At 54.6% G+C, this 15,937-nt stretch carries 15 protein-coding genes and 2 other annotated features; of the genes, 11 read left to right on the top strand and 4 right to left on the bottom strand.

Going from position 1 to position 15,937, the window contains the following annotated elements; genetic code table 11:
* The first annotated feature begins 14 nt into the window (after nucleotides 1-14).
* Entirely contained in the window at nucleotides 15-647 is a 633-nt protein-coding gene (locus tag KNP76_RS07380) for an HAD family hydrolase (protein ID WP_034808734.1), read from the top strand.
* Between the two features lie 36 nt (nucleotides 648-683).
* Here KNP76_RS07380 and KNP76_RS07375 read toward each other — a convergent pair whose 3' ends face one another.
* Nucleotides 684-2,096: an NAD-dependent succinate-semialdehyde dehydrogenase gene (locus KNP76_RS07375; RefSeq protein WP_214843820.1), complete on the bottom strand. Its 1,413-nt coding sequence runs from the start codon at nucleotides 2,094-2,096 to the stop codon at nucleotides 684-686.
* Between the two features lie 86 nt (nucleotides 2,097-2,182).
* Between KNP76_RS07375 and KNP76_RS07370 the strand changes: the two genes are divergently transcribed.
* Complete coding sequence (locus KNP76_RS07370) at nucleotides 2,183-2,695, top strand: glycerol-3-phosphate acyltransferase (RefSeq protein WP_034808729.1); 513 nt, start codon at nucleotides 2,183-2,185, stop codon at nucleotides 2,693-2,695.
* Nucleotides 2,692-4,281, top strand: coding sequence for a GNAT family N-acetyltransferase (locus KNP76_RS07365; protein WP_214843818.1), 1,590 nt, complete (start codon nucleotides 2,692-2,694; stop codon nucleotides 4,279-4,281). Before KNP76_RS07370 ends, KNP76_RS07365 begins: the two co-directional genes overlap by 4 nt.
* On the opposite strand, the gene KNP76_RS07360 is transcribed toward KNP76_RS07365, so the two are convergent.
* A complete protein-coding gene (locus KNP76_RS07360) occupies nucleotides 4,220-5,857 on the bottom strand; it encodes an ABC1 kinase family protein (RefSeq protein WP_214843811.1) in 1,638 nt (545 codons plus the stop codon). The two genes, KNP76_RS07365 and KNP76_RS07360, sit on opposite strands and share 62 nt — an antisense overlap.
* 94 nt (nucleotides 5,858-5,951) lie before the next feature.
* Here KNP76_RS07360 and KNP76_RS07355 point away from each other — a divergent pair, with 94 nt between their 5' ends.
* From KNP76_RS07355 to KNP76_RS07345, 3 genes are all read left to right on the top strand, one after another.
* On the top strand, nucleotides 5,952-6,557 hold the full coding sequence (locus KNP76_RS07355; RefSeq protein ID WP_214843809.1) for a trimeric intracellular cation channel family protein: 606 nt from the start codon (nucleotides 5,952-5,954) through the stop codon (nucleotides 6,555-6,557).
* 13 nt (nucleotides 6,558-6,570) lie between these two features.
* On the top strand, nucleotides 6,571-6,936 hold the full coding sequence (locus tag KNP76_RS07350) for a DUF423 domain-containing protein (RefSeq protein WP_034806934.1): 366 nt from the start codon (nucleotides 6,571-6,573) through the stop codon (nucleotides 6,934-6,936).
* A gap of 451 nt (nucleotides 6,937-7,387) precedes the next feature.
* Complete coding sequence (locus KNP76_RS07345) at nucleotides 7,388-8,953, top strand: murein hydrolase activator EnvC family protein (RefSeq protein WP_214843807.1); 1,566 nt, start codon at nucleotides 7,388-7,390, stop codon at nucleotides 8,951-8,953.
* Nucleotides 8,954-9,040: 87 nt separating this feature from the next.
* Here the strand turns inward: KNP76_RS07345 and KNP76_RS07340 are convergent, their stop codons facing one another.
* Nucleotides 9,041-10,402: an amino acid permease gene (locus tag KNP76_RS07340; RefSeq protein ID WP_214843805.1), complete on the bottom strand. Its 1,362-nt coding sequence runs from the start codon at nucleotides 10,400-10,402 to the stop codon at nucleotides 9,041-9,043.
* Between the two features lie 197 nt (nucleotides 10,403-10,599).
* Nucleotides 10,600-10,829: a binding site (T-box leader), on the top strand.
* A gap of 47 nt (nucleotides 10,830-10,876) precedes the next feature.
* Nucleotides 10,877-11,106, top strand: a binding site (T-box leader).
* 55 nt (nucleotides 11,107-11,161) lie between these two features.
* Here KNP76_RS07340 and trpD point away from each other — a divergent pair.
* Genes trpD through trpA form a run of 5 tightly spaced genes read left to right on the top strand, consistent with a single transcriptional unit; the run spans nucleotide 11,162 to nucleotide 15,396 of the window.
* Complete coding sequence (gene trpD, locus KNP76_RS07335; protein ID WP_214843795.1) at nucleotides 11,162-12,151, top strand: anthranilate phosphoribosyltransferase; 990 nt, start codon at nucleotides 11,162-11,164, stop codon at nucleotides 12,149-12,151.
* Nucleotides 12,148-12,909, top strand: coding sequence for an indole-3-glycerol phosphate synthase TrpC (trpC, locus tag KNP76_RS07330; protein ID WP_214843793.1), 762 nt, complete (start codon nucleotides 12,148-12,150; stop codon nucleotides 12,907-12,909). The genes trpD and trpC overlap by 4 nt, the downstream gene beginning before the upstream one ends.
* Nucleotides 12,885-13,457, top strand: a complete 573-nt coding sequence (locus KNP76_RS07325) for a phosphoribosylanthranilate isomerase (RefSeq protein ID WP_214843785.1) — start codon at nucleotides 12,885-12,887, stop codon at nucleotides 13,455-13,457. The genes trpC and KNP76_RS07325 overlap by 25 nt, the downstream gene beginning before the upstream one ends.
* Nucleotides 13,439-14,620, top strand: coding sequence for a tryptophan synthase subunit beta (trpB, locus tag KNP76_RS07320; protein WP_214843783.1), 1,182 nt, complete (start codon nucleotides 13,439-13,441; stop codon nucleotides 14,618-14,620). The genes KNP76_RS07325 and trpB overlap by 19 nt, the downstream gene beginning before the upstream one ends.
* Nucleotides 14,620-15,396 (top strand): tryptophan synthase subunit alpha, encoded by a 777-nt coding sequence (gene trpA, locus KNP76_RS07315; protein WP_214843781.1) that lies wholly within the window; start codon nucleotides 14,620-14,622, stop codon nucleotides 15,394-15,396. Before trpB ends, trpA begins: the two co-directional genes overlap by 1 nt.
* 22 nt (nucleotides 15,397-15,418) lie before the next feature.
* Here the strand turns inward: trpA and KNP76_RS07310 are convergent, their stop codons facing one another.
* Nucleotides 15,419-15,862, bottom strand: coding sequence for an Hsp20/alpha crystallin family protein (locus KNP76_RS07310; protein WP_034806948.1), 444 nt, complete (start codon nucleotides 15,860-15,862; stop codon nucleotides 15,419-15,421).
* Between the last annotated feature and the right edge of the window lie 75 nt (nucleotides 15,863-15,937).

Genomic DNA, 15,937 nt, shown 5'->3' with positions numbered 1-15,937 from the left:
GAGGGGTAACGATTATGGCAGTGATTTTATTTGATATCGATGGAACGCTTGTCGACACGACCGTTCCGATGACAAAAGCGATTCACGAAGCGCTCGAACAGCTTCCGCATTTACCAAAACCGAGCGAGGAAGCGGTCCGTTCCGGTTATGGGCTTGCCGGGAATGCCTTTTGGGAGCATGTGATTCCGGAAGCGACGATTGAAGAGATTCGCCAAATCCGAAAGCTTCGTCATGAGACGCTCGAACGCGCGATGGAAGGACAGCATGTGTTGTTCGACGGCATCTATGAGATGCTCGAGACGCTCCATGCGGACGGGCACACGTTGACGACGGCGAGCAATTGCGGCGTCCATTATTTGAACTTGATTTTGGACTCGCAACGGATTCGTCCGTTCATGACGGCGCCGGAATGTCTCGAATCGGTGAGCGGGGAGAAGAAGGCGGACATCTTGACGGCACACCGTCTCCGTCATGGGGATGGGAACTACGTTATGGTCGGGGACCGCAAATCGGACGTCGAGGCGGCGCGGGCCCATGACTTCCCTGTCGTCTTGACCGGATTTGGTTTCGGGAACGAAGAGGAGTGGGCGCTTGCCGATCACGTGATTGAAGCGCCGGCTGATTTACTGGACATCGTAAACGCATGAGAAAGACCGGTTGAACAAACGTTCAACCGGTCTTTGTTATAGGCCGAGCGAGATGTACTTCACTTCTAAGAACTCTTCGATGCCGTGGTGACCGCCTTCACGTCCTAGGCCGCTCTCTTTCCATCCGCCGAACGGGGCCTGCGGCGTCGAAGGGAGGCCATCGTTGACGCCGACGATGCCGTATTCGAGCGCTTCGGCTAAGTAGAGCGCCTCGTTGATGTCTTGCGTGAACACGTAAGCGGCGAGCCCGAACGGGGTCGCATTCGCCCGTTCGACCGCCTCCTCGAGCGTATCAAACGAGGCGATTGGGGCGACGGGACCAAACGTCTCTTCGTTCATGCAGAGCATATCCTCGTTCGCATACCGGACGACGGCCGGACGAACGAACAACCCGTCGAGCTGCTCGCCGCCGAACACTTCGCCGCCGCGAATTTGCGCATCCTCGAGATGTTTCATCACTTTGTCGACGGCGGCCTCATCGATGAGCGGACCGATGTCGACGCCGTCCTCGAGCCCGTTGCCGACCTTGAGTTCCTCGACCGCCTCGATGAACTTCTCTGAGAACGCGTCGACGATGGAACGTTCGACGTAGATTCGGTTGGCGCACACACACGTCTGGCCCGCGTTTCGGAACTTCGTCGCGATCGCTTGCGGGACGGCTTTCTCCAAATCGGCTTTCGCGGTGACGATGAGCGGGGCATGGCCACCGAGCTCGAGCGAGATTTTCTTCATCGTGTCGGCGGCGTCACGCATGAGCATCTTCCCGACTTCGGTCGAGCCGGTGAACGTCAATTTCCGGACGCGCGTGTCCTGTTGCCATGCTTTGACGATATCCGAGGCCGTCCCGGTCACCAAATTGATGACACCGGGCGGGAAGCCGGCCTTCTCTGAAAGCTTGACGAGGTCAATCGCGGTCAACGGCGTGGCCGACGCGGGCTTGATGACGACGGTGCAGCCCGAGGCGAGCGCCGGACCGACTTTTCGGGTGATCATCGCCGCTGGGAAGTTCCACGGGGTGATGGCCGCCACGACGCCGACCGGTTGCTTGATGGCGAAGATACGTTTGTTGTTCGCCGAGGCCGGGATCGTCTCGCCGTAGACGCGGCGTCCTTCGGCAGCGTACCATTCGATGAAGCCGTTCGCATAACGGATTTCCCCGATTGCTTCTTTTAGCGGCTTGCCTTGCTCCTCGACCATCGTCCGGCCGAGTGTTTCCGCCTCCTCTTCAATCAAGCGATGCCACTCGAGTAAAAGCGCCCCGCGTTCCTCGGCCGTCTTTTGTTGCCACTCCGCCAACGCCGCATGAGCGGCATCAACGGCACGACGGGCCTCCGTTTCTCCGCTCTTCGTGACCGTTGCCATAATATTTCCGGTCGCCGGATTTCGGACTTCGATTGTTTCATCCGTCTCGATCCATTCCCCGTTAATCCAGTTATGTTCAGCTCGCATCTTGATTTCCCCTTTCATCTAGGTGCACAGTAAGAAAGTACCCGTTTTCAAAAATCATACACAATTTTACAAAGGGGAGACGAATCATGTGGATGATTCTCATTGGTTATCTCGTGGGCAGTGTGCTCGGGGGACGCCTCTACGGTTTAATAAGTGGACACGACCTCTCGAAGAGTGGATCCGGTAATACAGGGGCGAGAAACGCGTTTCGCGCAGGTGGAGTCAAAGCGTTTTTATTTGTCTACGGGTTCGACGTCTTGAAGACGGTCCTCGTCTTATCGTTTAGCGGAACGTATTTTTGGGAGACCGCCCTCGCTTTGACGGTGGGGCACATTTATCCTATCTGGCAGATGAGACGTGGTGGGAAGGGATATGCCGTTTTTTCTGGAATTATTTTAGCGTATAGCCCGCTTTGGTTTGTGGCAGGTCTTTTGCTTTTACTCGTCTTCATCAAACTGACGGGCAACTCTCGGGAGACGGGGCTCGTGATGCTCAGCTTGTTGCCTCTTGCGGCACTTGGTGAATGGAGCGACGTGATGATTTCATGTGTCATCCTAAGCATCATCTGGTGGCATCATCGAAAGGGGAAAACGACATGATTGAATTTCGACAAGCAACGCCGGAAGATGCACCGGCGATTCATCGGTTGAATTATGAGACGTTCGTGGAAGAGATTCCACAGCACCAACCGAACGAGGAACGACGCCTCGTCGACCGGTTTTATGACACGAGTACATATTGGGTCGGGGAACAGGATGGCCATCTTGTCGCGATGTGCGCCTTACGTACAGCGCATCCTTTTTCATTGGAACAAAAAGGGGTCCGGCTACCGCCGGGGGAATGGATGGAAATTCGTTTACTCGCGGTGACCCGTTCTTATCGAAATACGCGTACGTTCGCCGGCTTGATGCGCGCCGTGATGGAAGACGCATTAGCACGAGGTGTCGAGGGCGTCGTGATTAGCGGGACGACACGTGAACAAAAGCTGTATCGCCGTTTCGGATTTGTTCCGTTCGCCCCTCCAGTCGGTCCGGTGGAAGCCCGATACATTCCGATGCTGTTGACGCGCGCTGGTTTCTTTGAGTCGGAGACGTCTGCAGTTTTACGGCCGAAATTGCTACTTGCCGGTCCGGTCGAACTTTCTTTGAACGTACGTCAAGCCCTCACGTCACAGCCGATGCCCCATCGTTCGAACGAAGCGAAGCGATTATTGCAAAACGTGCAGGCGAAGTTATCCCGTCTCGTGAAGTTGCCATACATGTATACATTACTCGGTAGCGGGACCGTCGCGAACGACGCGGTGGCGGTGCGTTTAGCGGGACGCGGGCTCATCTTGGATACGGGCGAGTTCGGAAAACGGCTCATGGATCATGCGAGACGTGCCGGCCTTTTATTTGACGTGCTCGCGATGCCCCATTCAGAGGCAGATTGGCGCGAAGTGGAACGGTATGCACCGAAATGGATTTGGACCGTTCACTGTGAGACGTCGACCGGAGAACTCGTCGACATGGAACGCTTGCGTCGCTATGCAGGCGAACACGACACAATCGTGGCGATCGATGCCATCAGTGCGGTCGGAACGTTTGAGATCGACTATTCGTTTGCCGATCTGGTGACATTCGTTTCTGGAAAAGCGCTCCGGGCCGCTCCGGGCCTCGCTTTTGTCGCCATGAAGAAACGAGCTGAACCGATTCGAAGGATTCCTCGCTATCTGGATTTGGCACAGTATGATCCCATCGCGTTCACGCAGTCGATGTCTTTAATCAAAGCACTCGAGGTGGCGTTGGATGAAATGACCGAGGCAGAGATTGAGACACATCAACGAAAGATGGACGTTCTGCAGGAGACGTTCGCAAAGCACGGTGTCCCTTTCAAAAAGAAACCGAATCAAGCGCCTGGGATTTTAGCTCTTCATTTACCCGATCCTCTCTCGTCATCTGAACTTGGGAACCAACTGCACTATCATGGTTACCGCGTCCAATTTGAAAGTGACTACTTGAAGGCGGCGAACTGTCTGCAAATTTCAACGATGGGCTGGACGACAACGCGCGACGTACGAGCGGTCGCCACGCTCGTCGCGACATGGATGCACAAAAAAACCGCCACGATGGAACGTGACGGTGTTAAACCCGAAAGTCTTGCCGGGCCAAATGACGAATCTTACGACCGAGGCGTCTTGAGTTGAAGTAGGCGACGACGGCGACGACACCGCCGGACCAGAACAACCATTCGTCAGGACGGATGTAGCCGAGAAGACCGACGAGCAGGCCGAGGAGAATCAATCCTGAATTGAACAGCTGACGGTGCAACAGTTCCTTCGATTCGAGCTGACGCTGGAACATCGCTTGTTCGGATAAACGTTTACGGGTTGGCTCTTTTAAAAAGTTGTCGAGTAACGGTGGCACGTTCAACAACTTTTTACCGTAGTTGAGTGCCGTCATGACATACCGGTTTTGAATCGTCGTCCCGTCCGCTTCGAGCCACTGGATGACGATTGGCTTCCCGAGCGTAAAGAGGTCGATTTTTGAGTCGAGGATTTGTAAGATCCCGAGTAACGTCGAGGCGGCCCGACCGAAGAAAGCGAACTCGGCCGGCAGCTGAATCGGCTCGTTTTTGACGAGCAACTGGATGTCTTGCAACACTTTCTCGATGAGCTTCGTGTCGACCGTGTCGATGTCGGTCTCTAAGTAGAACGTGACGGCTTTTTCGAGCGCTTGACGAATGTTATGTTTGTTCGCCGTCGGCAAAAGGAAGCGTAAATCCTCCAAACCGTCGACGACCCCGTCATAATCGAGGGAAATGAACGCCTGCAAGATTTTTCGAATCGTCGCCATGTCTTGTGGTGTCGTCGAACCGACCATTCCGAAGTCGAGCAAGATGATGGTCCCGTCGGCCCGGATTTGAACGTTGCCGGGATGCGGGTCGGCGTGGAATTTTCCGCCGAACAACAGTTGTTCGGCCGCCATCGTAAACAATCGTTCGGCGAGCGCGGAGCGGTCGATGTTGTTCTCTTTCAAGAAAGCGAGGTCGGTGATGCGGCGTGCATCGACCCAGTCCATCGTCAAGACACGATTCGTACAGAGGTGGTCGTAGTAGTCCGGGATGTATACGTCCGGATTTTCAGCATATTTCGCTTTGAAATAGTGCGCATTTTTTAATTCGGTTTGGAAATTTAACTCATCCCCGATGACAAAAATCATTTGGCGATATAAGCTATCTAAGTCGGTCGATTTTGCGAGCGCGGTTCGTTTGAGCATCGTCGTGACGATACGCATCGCTTTGAAGTCCGTCCGGATAATCTTTTCGATGTCCGGGCGCTGGATTTTTAGCGCGACTCGCTTGCCGTTCTCGAGCAATGTCGCGCCGTACACTTCGCCAATTGAGGCTGAGGCGACGGCGTCGACGTCGACGTCTTTGACGACTTGCGTGTACGGGACGCCCCAGTCGGCTTCTAAGATCGCGCGTGACTTCTCCCAGCCGGACGTCGGGACACGGTCGACAAGTTCGGACAGCTCGTTTAAGACGGACGTCGGCAACAAGTCGGCCCGAATCGACAAGAATTGGCCGAGCTTGATTAAGAGGCCTTCTAACCGCAAGGCGTTCCGTTTATACTCGCGGGCGAGACTGAGCATGAGCGCCTCGTATTCTTCTTGATTCGTCAGGCCTTGCTGTTGCTTGCGCGAGAAGGCGTAAATTTTAATGATGAATCGGGCGAACATTGTGACGATAATCCATATGCGGAACAAAGCGATTCGTTTCATAAAAGTACCGACATCCTTTACAAGCAGTCGCGTGACTGATCTGATTTTTTGTATCTTTACTGTACCATACAATGCTTAGGAGAAAGGGCCAGGGATGTTCATGGAATGGGAATTACTCAACGTCGTCGGAACGGTTGCGTTCGCGGCGAGCGGTGCCATCATCGCGATGGACGAAAAATACGATATCTTTGGGGTTTGGCTGCTCGCGTTTACGACCGCGTTCGGCGGCGGGGCGATTCGAAACGTCCTGCTCGGTAATCCCGTCAGCTTGATTTGGCAACAAAATGATTTGTTTATTCTCTGTTTTCTCGTCGCCTTGCTCATCTTCCTGCTGCCGAGCGTCGTCTTGCCGCACTGGGAACGCTGGGGCGTCATCGTCGATGCGATTGGGCTCGTCGCCTTCGCTTTCCAAGGAGCTCAAGTCGCAATCAAGCTCGACTTGCCGTTATCAGCGGCCATCGCGGCGGCCGTGTTGACCGGGGTCGGAGGCGGCGTCGTCCGTGACTTGCTCGCGGGGCGGAAGCCGCTCGTCTTACAGTCGGAAGTATATGCGATTTGGGCAATCATCATCGCCGTCGTCACGTACTATTTCCGTCTCGAGAGCGGGTTTCCGGTCTATGCGTTACTCATTGTCGTCGCGACCCTTCGAGTGATATCCTACTATCGAAAGTGGAATTTACCAGCACGGCAAGTCAGATAAGGGGGAACGATTTATGAAAGTCTTACTCATCATCGGCGCGGCGCTCATGGCGCTCGGCGTCGCACTCGGTGCGTTCGGTGCGCACGCGTTAAAAGAACGTCTCACGCCGAACATGCTCGCGAACTGGCAGACGGGTGTGCTCTATCACATGATTCATGCGATCGGCATCATCGCGCTTGCCTCGATATTAATGCGGGTCAGCATCAGTCAGTTTAGTACGGCAGGTTGGCTCATGTTCGCCGGAATCATCTTCTTCTCGGGGAGCCTTTATGTCATGGCGCTCACAGGCATTACGAAGCTCGGTGCCGTCACGCCGATTGGTGGCGTCCTATTCATCGCGGCCTGGGTATTCGTTATCCTTGGCGCCTTGAAGTTGTAATCAAAAATCCACAGTCCGTTAACACGAGAGCGGTATACTTCAACTTGTAAGACCCTCGTGTTCATCACAACGAACCACTCGGTCGTCTTTCACCTTTCCTTTGGGCCGGTGAAAGGCGGCCCCTTTTTACGTTTTCTGGGATTGGCGAAATGTAGAAATCATGAGAAGAAGTTTTTTGAATATAAGGGGAATGTGTCGTTATTTCCAACTATTATTACAAGAACATTTCGAAATAAAACAAATGGGAAAACCGTTGAAATAAAGCAAAAGTGGGCGTACCAAGGGCACACCCACTTTTTCGTCGTAATAAAAGTGAAATATAACTTTAACAGGAAAACATTAAACACTTCGATATAATTAGTCGTGTTGAAACTGAAAAATTAATCGTTTTTGTTACATAGCAAAACGACAGATAAAAGACCGTACGTATAACCTGTTTATTTTAGAAAGGATGTCCGCATTGATCAACTGGAAACGCACCGTCTCGACACTGACGCTCAGCGCCTTGCTCCTCGGATCACACTCGGTGGCCGATGCCTCGACGACAATCAAAGAGAAACAAGAGCAGCAGAAGAAAGTTCAAGACCAACGTAAAAACGTAAAAGACAACCAAGCGAACACGTCTTCAAAGATCCAAGAGAACAATCAAGAAATCTCGAAGGTACAAGAAGAAGTCAACAAAATGGACGCCCAGCTCCAAGATATCATCTATGACGTCGCAGCGAAGCGCCAAGAAATCAAGCGTACCGAGATGAAGATCGAGGACCTAGAGGCGGACATCAAAGCGTACCAAAAGAAGATGGAAGCACAAGAAGCGATGATGCGTGAACGAATGGCCACGATGCAAATCAATGGCGGAGGCTCAATCAACTGGGCTGAGTTCATTTTCGGTTCAAAAAACTTCTCTGACTTGATTACTCGTATGATCACGGCGGGGACGATTCAACGCAGTGACCAAGAGCTGTTCGACGACTACGAAGCGACACGCCAATCCCTTCAAGAGGCACAGGCCGCATTGAAAGAGCAACGTGCATCGCTTTTAGAACAACAAAAAGCGCTCGAAGCGCGTCAAGCCGACCTCGAGAAGAAAATGAAACAGCGCGAAGCACGGATTAAAGAACTTGAAGAGAAAAACATCGAGTTCGAGACGCAAATCTTCGACCTTCAAGAAATCGAAGCGACGTTAATCGCGCAAGAAGAAGCGATTGCCGCCGAAATCGAGGCACAACGTCGTGAAGAAGAAGAGGCACGTCGTCGCGCTGAAGAGGCAGCTCGTCAGGAAGCAGCGCGTAAGGCAGAAGAAGCGCGTCTTGCCGAAGAAGCCAAAGCCGAAGCGGCTCGTCAAGAGGCAGCCCGTCAAGAGGCGGCTCGTCAGGAAGCCGCACGAGCAGAAGCAGCGCGTCAAGCTGCAGCTCAGCAAAAGCAGAACAATAGTAATAGTACCCAGTCGTCAGCATCTTCAAACCAGACGACACAAAATGCGACGCCGGCACCAAAAACGGCTGCGCCAGCACCGAAGCCAGCTGCACCAGCTCCAAAACCAGCAACACCAGCACCAAAACCGGCGCCAAGCACGCCGACTGCGTCGACGCCTGCGCCATCTGGTGCGATGTTCATCCAGCCTGCGGCAGGACGTTTCACGCAAGGATGGGGACCGGCAAGCGGTCAGTTCGGCTACACGTTCCATAACGGTGTCGATATCGCTGGACCTGTCGGAACGCCAATTCGCGCGTCAGCAACCGGTACGGTCATCCGTGCAGGATGGGGTGGGGCTTACGGGAACCACGTCATGATCGCGCACGTCATCAACGGTCAAGTGTGGACAACAGTTTACGCCCACATGAACTCGGTGTCTGTTAGCGCCGGACAGCGTGTAACGCAAGGTTCGAACATCGGGACACTTGGAAACACTGGGAACTCGTCAGGCCCGCACCTCCACTTTGAGATTCATAGAGGGAGCTACTCGTACTCGTCATCGAGCGCGGGGAACACGGTCAACCCACGTCAGTTCTTCTAATCAAATGCCACGAGCACCTGTCGATTGCGATAGGTGCTCGTTTTCATGAAAAAATCGCTCCTACCGATTAATGGTAGGAGCGATTTTTTAGTTCGCCTGTTCGATGTCATCGGATTGGTCATCGGATTTCCGGAAGCGTTCCCGGACGAAGTAGACGATTGTCAATCCGACCAACCATGGAATCCCAAACTTGAGCAAGATATTAAAGTCGGTGAACCATGTCGTGATCATCAAGCTAAGGAGCAAGACGGCCCCGAGGAGCGGCAAGACCGGATATCCGATCATGCGGACCGGGAGCTTGCGTCCCGTCCATTTCTTGCGGAAGAACAAGTGAGAGACGAATACCATGAACCATGTGAAGATCGCACCGAACATCGAGATGCCCATGAGGAACGGATACGACGTCTCCATGAAGATTTGCAGGAGTGCCGCGAGGACGATTCCGCCTGTTGAGACGAAAAGCGCATACGTCGGGATGCCGTTCTGGCTCACTTTTTTAAACACACGTGGTGCGTCGCCAGCTTCGGCGAGCGAATACATCATCCGAGTCGAGGCATACAATTGGGCGTTCATCGCCGAAAGTGCCGCAATCAAGATGACGAAGTTCAAAATACCGGCTGCGCCAGGCACGTCGAACTGTTGCATGACGAGGACGAACGGGCTTTGATCGATGCCCGCCTGCTGCCATGGGATGAGCATGAGCATAATCGCAATCGTGACGAGATAAAAGAACGTCAAGCGGAATACGGTCGCCCGTAACGCTTTCGGGACGGCGCGGTCCGGATCTTTCGCCTCGCCCGCCGTGACGGCGACAAGCTCGGTCCCGAGAAAGCTGAAGAGCGAGATGAAAATCGTCACCCACATGCCGTAAAAGCCGAAAGCGAAGAACCCTTCGTCCCCCGTCGTGATCGATTCAATCGGAGAACCGGGCTGACCGAACAACGTGGCCGCCCCGAGAATGATGAACAAGAAAATGGCGCTAACTTTGATGAATGATAACCAGTATTCTGTCGTGCCGAACGTGTGGACTTGCCGGGCGTTGATGTAGATGAGCAGTCCACCAAACAAGGCGACCCAGACGAAGCCGTTCACATCCGGGAACCAGTAGCGCATATAGATGGCGATCGCGCTCACCTCGACCCCGATGGCGAGGACGTTGGCGACCCAGTACGAATAACGGACCAAGAAGCCGGCGAGCGGGTGCACGTAACGTTCGGCGATCGTGCCGAACGATCCCGAAGTCGGATGGGCGACCGTCATCTCAGCGAGACAGCCCATGAGTAAGAGGACGATAAACGCCCCGATGGCGTAGCTGACGAGCACGCTCGGTCCCGCTGTCTGGATGGCGAGCCCGCTTCCGAGGAAGAGGCCCGTCCCGATGGCGCTCCCGAGCGAAATCATCGTGAGTTGCCGGGTCGACAGCTCACGTTTTAGTTTGCTTGTTTCCAATTGTCTTATCTCCTTTAGCCAAGTGAAGTGTTGTTGGGGACGACTATAGCAGACGAAAAAAACGTATGTCAACTTGCCGGGTTGCGAAAAACGTCGCCTTTTTCGTGTCACCTTATAGAAGCAAACTTTTTTTGCACGCTTTTGTTTGACAGGGGAGTCCGTCCCCTGTATAGTACGAGTTAACTTAATTGAAACGAACAAAGGCGTTGACGAAGAGGAGTAACGACAGGCCCCGCATGACAGAGAGCTGATGGTTGGTGTGAATCAGTATGTGGGACGTCGCGAATGGACTTCCGAGCTCTAAACCGAAACTTTGAGTAGGCTTTAGCGGGTGACCCACCGTTATCATGGGGAAGCGGATGATCGTCCGTGAAGCGGGTTCTACGGAACCAACGAAGGTGGCACCACGGGGTTACTCGTCCTTCTCATAGCGTAAGCTATGGGTAGGCGAGTGACCCTTTTTTCGTTTCACATAGAAAATCGATGATTGAGAAGAGTAGCATGGAGCAGTCTCGTCCAGAGAGTCAGGGGTGGTGAGATCCTGACCGAGACCTTTATGCGAATGGGCTCATGAGAGCACGGCCGAATGCAGTAGGTCGTGACGGTTTCCCCCGTTATCGGGATACGATGTGATTGCATCGGAAAAAGCGGGATCTATGCATGATCCAACGAGAGGTGGCACCGCGGTCCATACCGTCCTCCATACGACAGACGTCGTATGGAGTTTTTTTGTACCGAAAATTAGAGGAGGAACTATACATGTTGACACGACTACTGACGAACCGAGTGACAGCGACAGAGATGAAACAAGCCGCGGAGGAACTGTTCACGGCGGACACGGCCCGCATTAAAGAAGTGCTACTCACGTTAAAAGCGCGAGGTGAGACAGCCGACGAGATGGCAGGACTCGCCGCCTACATCCGTGAAGCGGCGACATTCCCCGAGACGACGTTGCCTGTCCTTGACGTTTGCGGTACAGGCGGGGACGGCGCCCATACGTTCAACATCAGTTCGACCGTCGCGTTCGTCTTGGCGGGGCTCGGCATCCCAGTCGCAAAACATGGGAATCGGAGCGTGTCGAGTCGTTCGGGCAGCGCGGACGTGCTTGAGGCGTTAGGTGTCCCGATCGTCCGGACAGCGGAAGATGTACTAGCGGACCTCGAACGAGCCAACCTCAGTTTCTTGTTCGCCCAACACGTCCATCCGATTATGAAACATGTCATGCCGGCACGAAAAGAGCTCGCGACCGCCACGATCTTTAACCAAATCGGGCCGCTCACGAACCCGCTTAAACCGAGACGACAATTGATTGGCGTGTATCATCCGTCGCTCCTCGAGAAGATGGCGGCGGCGATGAAGCAACTTGGCGTCGAACGCGGCATGGTCGTCCACGGCGCCGGCGGTCTCGATGAAGCAAGCCTTGCCGGTGAGAACGACGTATTGTTCTTTGACGGCGATCAGACGGCGCGCTATAAAGTTGACCCACGCGACGTCGGGTTGATGCGGGCCCCGCTCTCGGCACTTCGCGGCGGAACACCATCAGAAAACGCGGAGACGCTCGTCGCCGTGTTGAACGGACAAGAAGGACCTGCCCGGGACGTCGTCCTCTTGAACGCGGCACTCGCCTTATGTACGTATGGGGCAGTAAAGACACTACGTGAAGGAGTCGCAAAAGCGAGCCATAGTATCGATGAGGGCCTCGCGCTCGGCGTACTCAACCAATTACAACAAACGGAGGTTCGACTATGAGCTACTTGACGAAAATCATCGGGACGAAGCTAGAAGAAGTGAACGAGATGAAGGCGATGGACGTCGTCCGGACCGAGCCGATTCGATTGCTCGACGTGATGAACGACGGCTTCCACGTCATCGCCGAAATCAAGCGGGCGTCCCCCTCAAAAGGGTTGATTCGGGACCGAGTCAATGTCGCGGAACGTGCCCGAGCGTATGAAGCGGCCGGGGCGACGATGATTTCCGTCTTGACCGATGCGACGTATTTCAAAGGATCGTTCGACGATTTAAAGCTCGTCGCGGAGGCGGTCGAGATTCCAGTTCTCTGTAAAGACTTCATCATCGACGAACGACAGCTCGACCGGGCGAAAGCGGCCGGTGCGAGCGCGGCGCTTTTAATCGTCGCGGCGCTTCATCCGAGTCGGCTCACCGCGCTCACAGCATATGCCCGAGCGATTGGCCTCGACGTTCTCGTCGAGGTGCATGATGAGACGGAACTCCAAACGGCGCTCGAACTCAAGGACGTATTGATTGGCATCAACAATCGTAACTTGAAAACGTTCGAGGTCACGCTCGAGACGTCAATCGACTTGATGCAGAAATATCCGAACGTCACGTTCGTCAGTGAGAGCGGCGTCGACCGAAAAGAAGCGGCGGAGCGGCTCCAAGCGGCCGGTGCGAGCGCGATCCTCGTCGGGGAGGCGCTCATGCGTGAAGAAGACCCGACGTCACTCATCGAGGAGTTGACAGCATGTTCGTTAAAATATGCGGAGTGAAGACTGAAGGTGCCGTCCGTGCCGCGGTCGAGGCGGGGGCTGATGCGATTGGGTTCGTCTTCGCCGACAGTTCCCGACGCATCGATGTGAAGACGGCGAAGCGGTTACGGCGGCACATCCCGGAATCGGTGCGCGTCGTCGGCGTGTTCCTCGACCCGACGCTTGAAGAGGTCGAGACGGCACTCACGAGCGGAATGACCGATATTCAACTGCATCGGCGCACGTTGTCGCTCGAAGCGTTCCGACGTTTCGGGTTACCGATTATCGAAGCGGGTCGTGAGACGGAAGCGGAAATCGTGTTGTTGGATGCACCCGTCCCGGGGAGCGGGGAAACGCTCGACTGGGAGACGTTAGGACGCCCGAGTCGGCCGTTTTGGCTCGCCGGAGGGCTTGACCCAGATAACGTCACCACGGCGATTCAAATCGTAAGACCAGATGGGGTCGACGTCTCGAGTGGTGTTGAGACGAATGGAGAGAAAGATCTTGAGAAGATTCGCGCGTTCATCAGGCGTGCCAAGGAGGAGTTTACATGTACAACCAACCAGTGAACGGGAAGTTTGGCCCGTATGGCGGAAAATATATACCGGAGACGCTCATGCAGGCGGTCGAAGAATTAGAGGTCGCTTATGAGGAGGCGCGGCAAGACCCGGCGTTCCATGAGAAGTTCGACGAGCTTCTAAGCGAATATGTCGGTCGTGAGACACCGCTCTACTACGCGGAGAACATGAGCCGCCGCCTCGGGACGAACGTCTACTTGAAACGGGAAGATTTGAACCATACCGGGGCCCATAAAATCAACAACACGATCGGCCAAGCGTTGCTCGCCAAACGGATGGGCAAACAGAAGATCGTCGCCGAGACCGGGGCGGGACAACACGGTGTCGCGACCGCGACGGTGTGCGCGCTACTTAACCTCGAATGTACAATCTTCATGGGCGAGGTCGACGTCGAGCGTCAACAGTTGAACGTGTTCCGGATGGAGCTGCTCGGCGCGACGGTCGTGCCGGTCAAATCGGGGAGCCGGACGTTGAAGGATGCGGTGAACGAAGCGCTCCGTTACTGGGTCAAACACGTCGACGATACGCACTACGTCATGGGCTCCGTGCTCGGACCGCACCCGTTCCCGGCGATGGTCCGTGATTTCCAAAGTGTGATCGGCATGGAGACGCGTCGTCAAATGCTCGACAAGACCGGTCGCTTGCCGGACGCGGTCATCGCTTGTGTCGGCGGCGGCAGTAACGCGATGGGTATGTTTTATCCGTTCTTGAATGATGAAACGGTCGCCTTATACGGTGTCGAGGCAGCGGGGAGCGGAATTGACACACCGGAGCATGCGGCGACGCTCACAAAGGGTGAGGTCGGCGTGCTCCACGGGTCGCTCATGTACGTGCTCCAGGACGCGGCCGGGCAGATTCAAGAAGCGCACTCGATTTCAGCCGGACTCGATTATCCTGGCGTCGGGCCGGAGCATAGTTTCTTGAAAGACATCGAGCGGGTTCGCTACGCTGCCGTCACGGATGATGAGGCGCTTGCGGCTTGCATGTCGCTCAGTCGGAATGAAGGCATCATTCCAGCGCTCGAGTCATCGCATGCACTCGCCTATGCCGAGACGCTTGCTGAAACGATGACGGAGGATGAGATTCTCGTCATCTGCTTATCGGGACGAGGAGACAAAGACGTACACACGATTCGAGAAAGGGTGACAGGATGATGCGCTTAGATGAAGCGATTCGGGAGCGGAGTGAAGGGACGGCGTTCGTCCCGTATATCATGGCAGGAGACGGCGGACTCGACAACTTGATTCCGACGATTGAACGGCTTGAAGCGATGGGGGCGACAGCGATTGAACTCGGCATCCCGTTCTCGGATCCGGTAGCGGACGGACCAGTCATCGAGGCGGCCGGTATGCGCGCCCTCGCCGAAGGCGTGACGCTCGCACAAGTGCTCGACCATTTAATAGAAGGAACTGGACGTTTTTCAGTCCCGATTGTCCTCATGACCTACTTGAATCCGGTGTTTCGCTTCGGAGTGCAACCGTTCTTTGAAAGAGCGGCAGCATGTGGAGTGAGCGGGGTGATCATCCCGGATTTACCATTTGAAGAAAGTCTCGAACTGTTCGCCGAGACGGATCGCCACGGCGTTGCCGTCATCCCGCTCGTCACATTAACGAGTAGCGCGCAGCGGGTCGAGACGATATTGAATCAGACCGAGGGATTCGTCTACGCGGTCACGTTGAAAGGAACGACTGGGAAGGCGGATGTGTTTCCAGACGAGTTGCTCGGACATTTACAGGCGCTCACGGCTCGTTCGCCGGTGCCCGTGCTTGCCGGATTCGGCGTTCATCTGGCCGAACAAGTCCGAGTACTCGGCGAGGCGTGTGATGGCGTCGTCGTCGGCAGTTTTATCGTCGAGGCGCTCCACGAAGGACGAGACGAGGAAGTGGCAGCTTTGATTCGAGCGGCGAAGACAGTGGACACAAAAAGGTAAGGAATGTGCCGAGGCACACCCCTTACCCTTCAATTTCAATCGTACGTGTCGTCGACCCGTCATCAGCTTTTGGAATCGTCAAATGCAGCACCCCGTCCGCGAGCTTCGCTTTGATGCCGTCCTCTTTCACGTTCGGCAGATAGAGTGAACGTTGCATTGAGGTGACACGGCGCTCTCGGTACACATAATCTTTGTCTTCTTCTTTTTCTTCGCGTTGATCGACCGAGAGGACGAGGTGGTCTTTGTCATAACGGACGTGGATATTCTCTTTTTGAATGCCCGGCATCTCAGCTTCGATGACGTATTGGCTTTCTTGGTCTTTGACGTCGAGTTTGAACGAGTCGAGGAACGAGGTCGCCCCTTCTTTTGGGTCGAACAATTGATTCATCCGTTCAAACATATCGCCGAACAAGTCTTTGCGGAGCCGATCGAGTTCATTCTTTCGAAATGGGGTCAAGTCGAACATATGAATCCCTCCTCCATTAAAAAACGAACATGGCAGAAGTGTTGTCACTTCTACTATGTTCGTTTTTTATATGGT

The sequence above is a fragment of the Exiguobacterium sp. s150 genome, assembly GCF_018618435.1.
Lineage (GTDB): Bacteria > Bacillota > Bacilli > Exiguobacteriales > Exiguobacteriaceae > Exiguobacterium > Exiguobacterium alkaliphilum.
The sequence above is the reverse complement of the archived record's forward strand: the minus strand, read 5'-3'. Positions and strand labels throughout refer to the sequence as shown.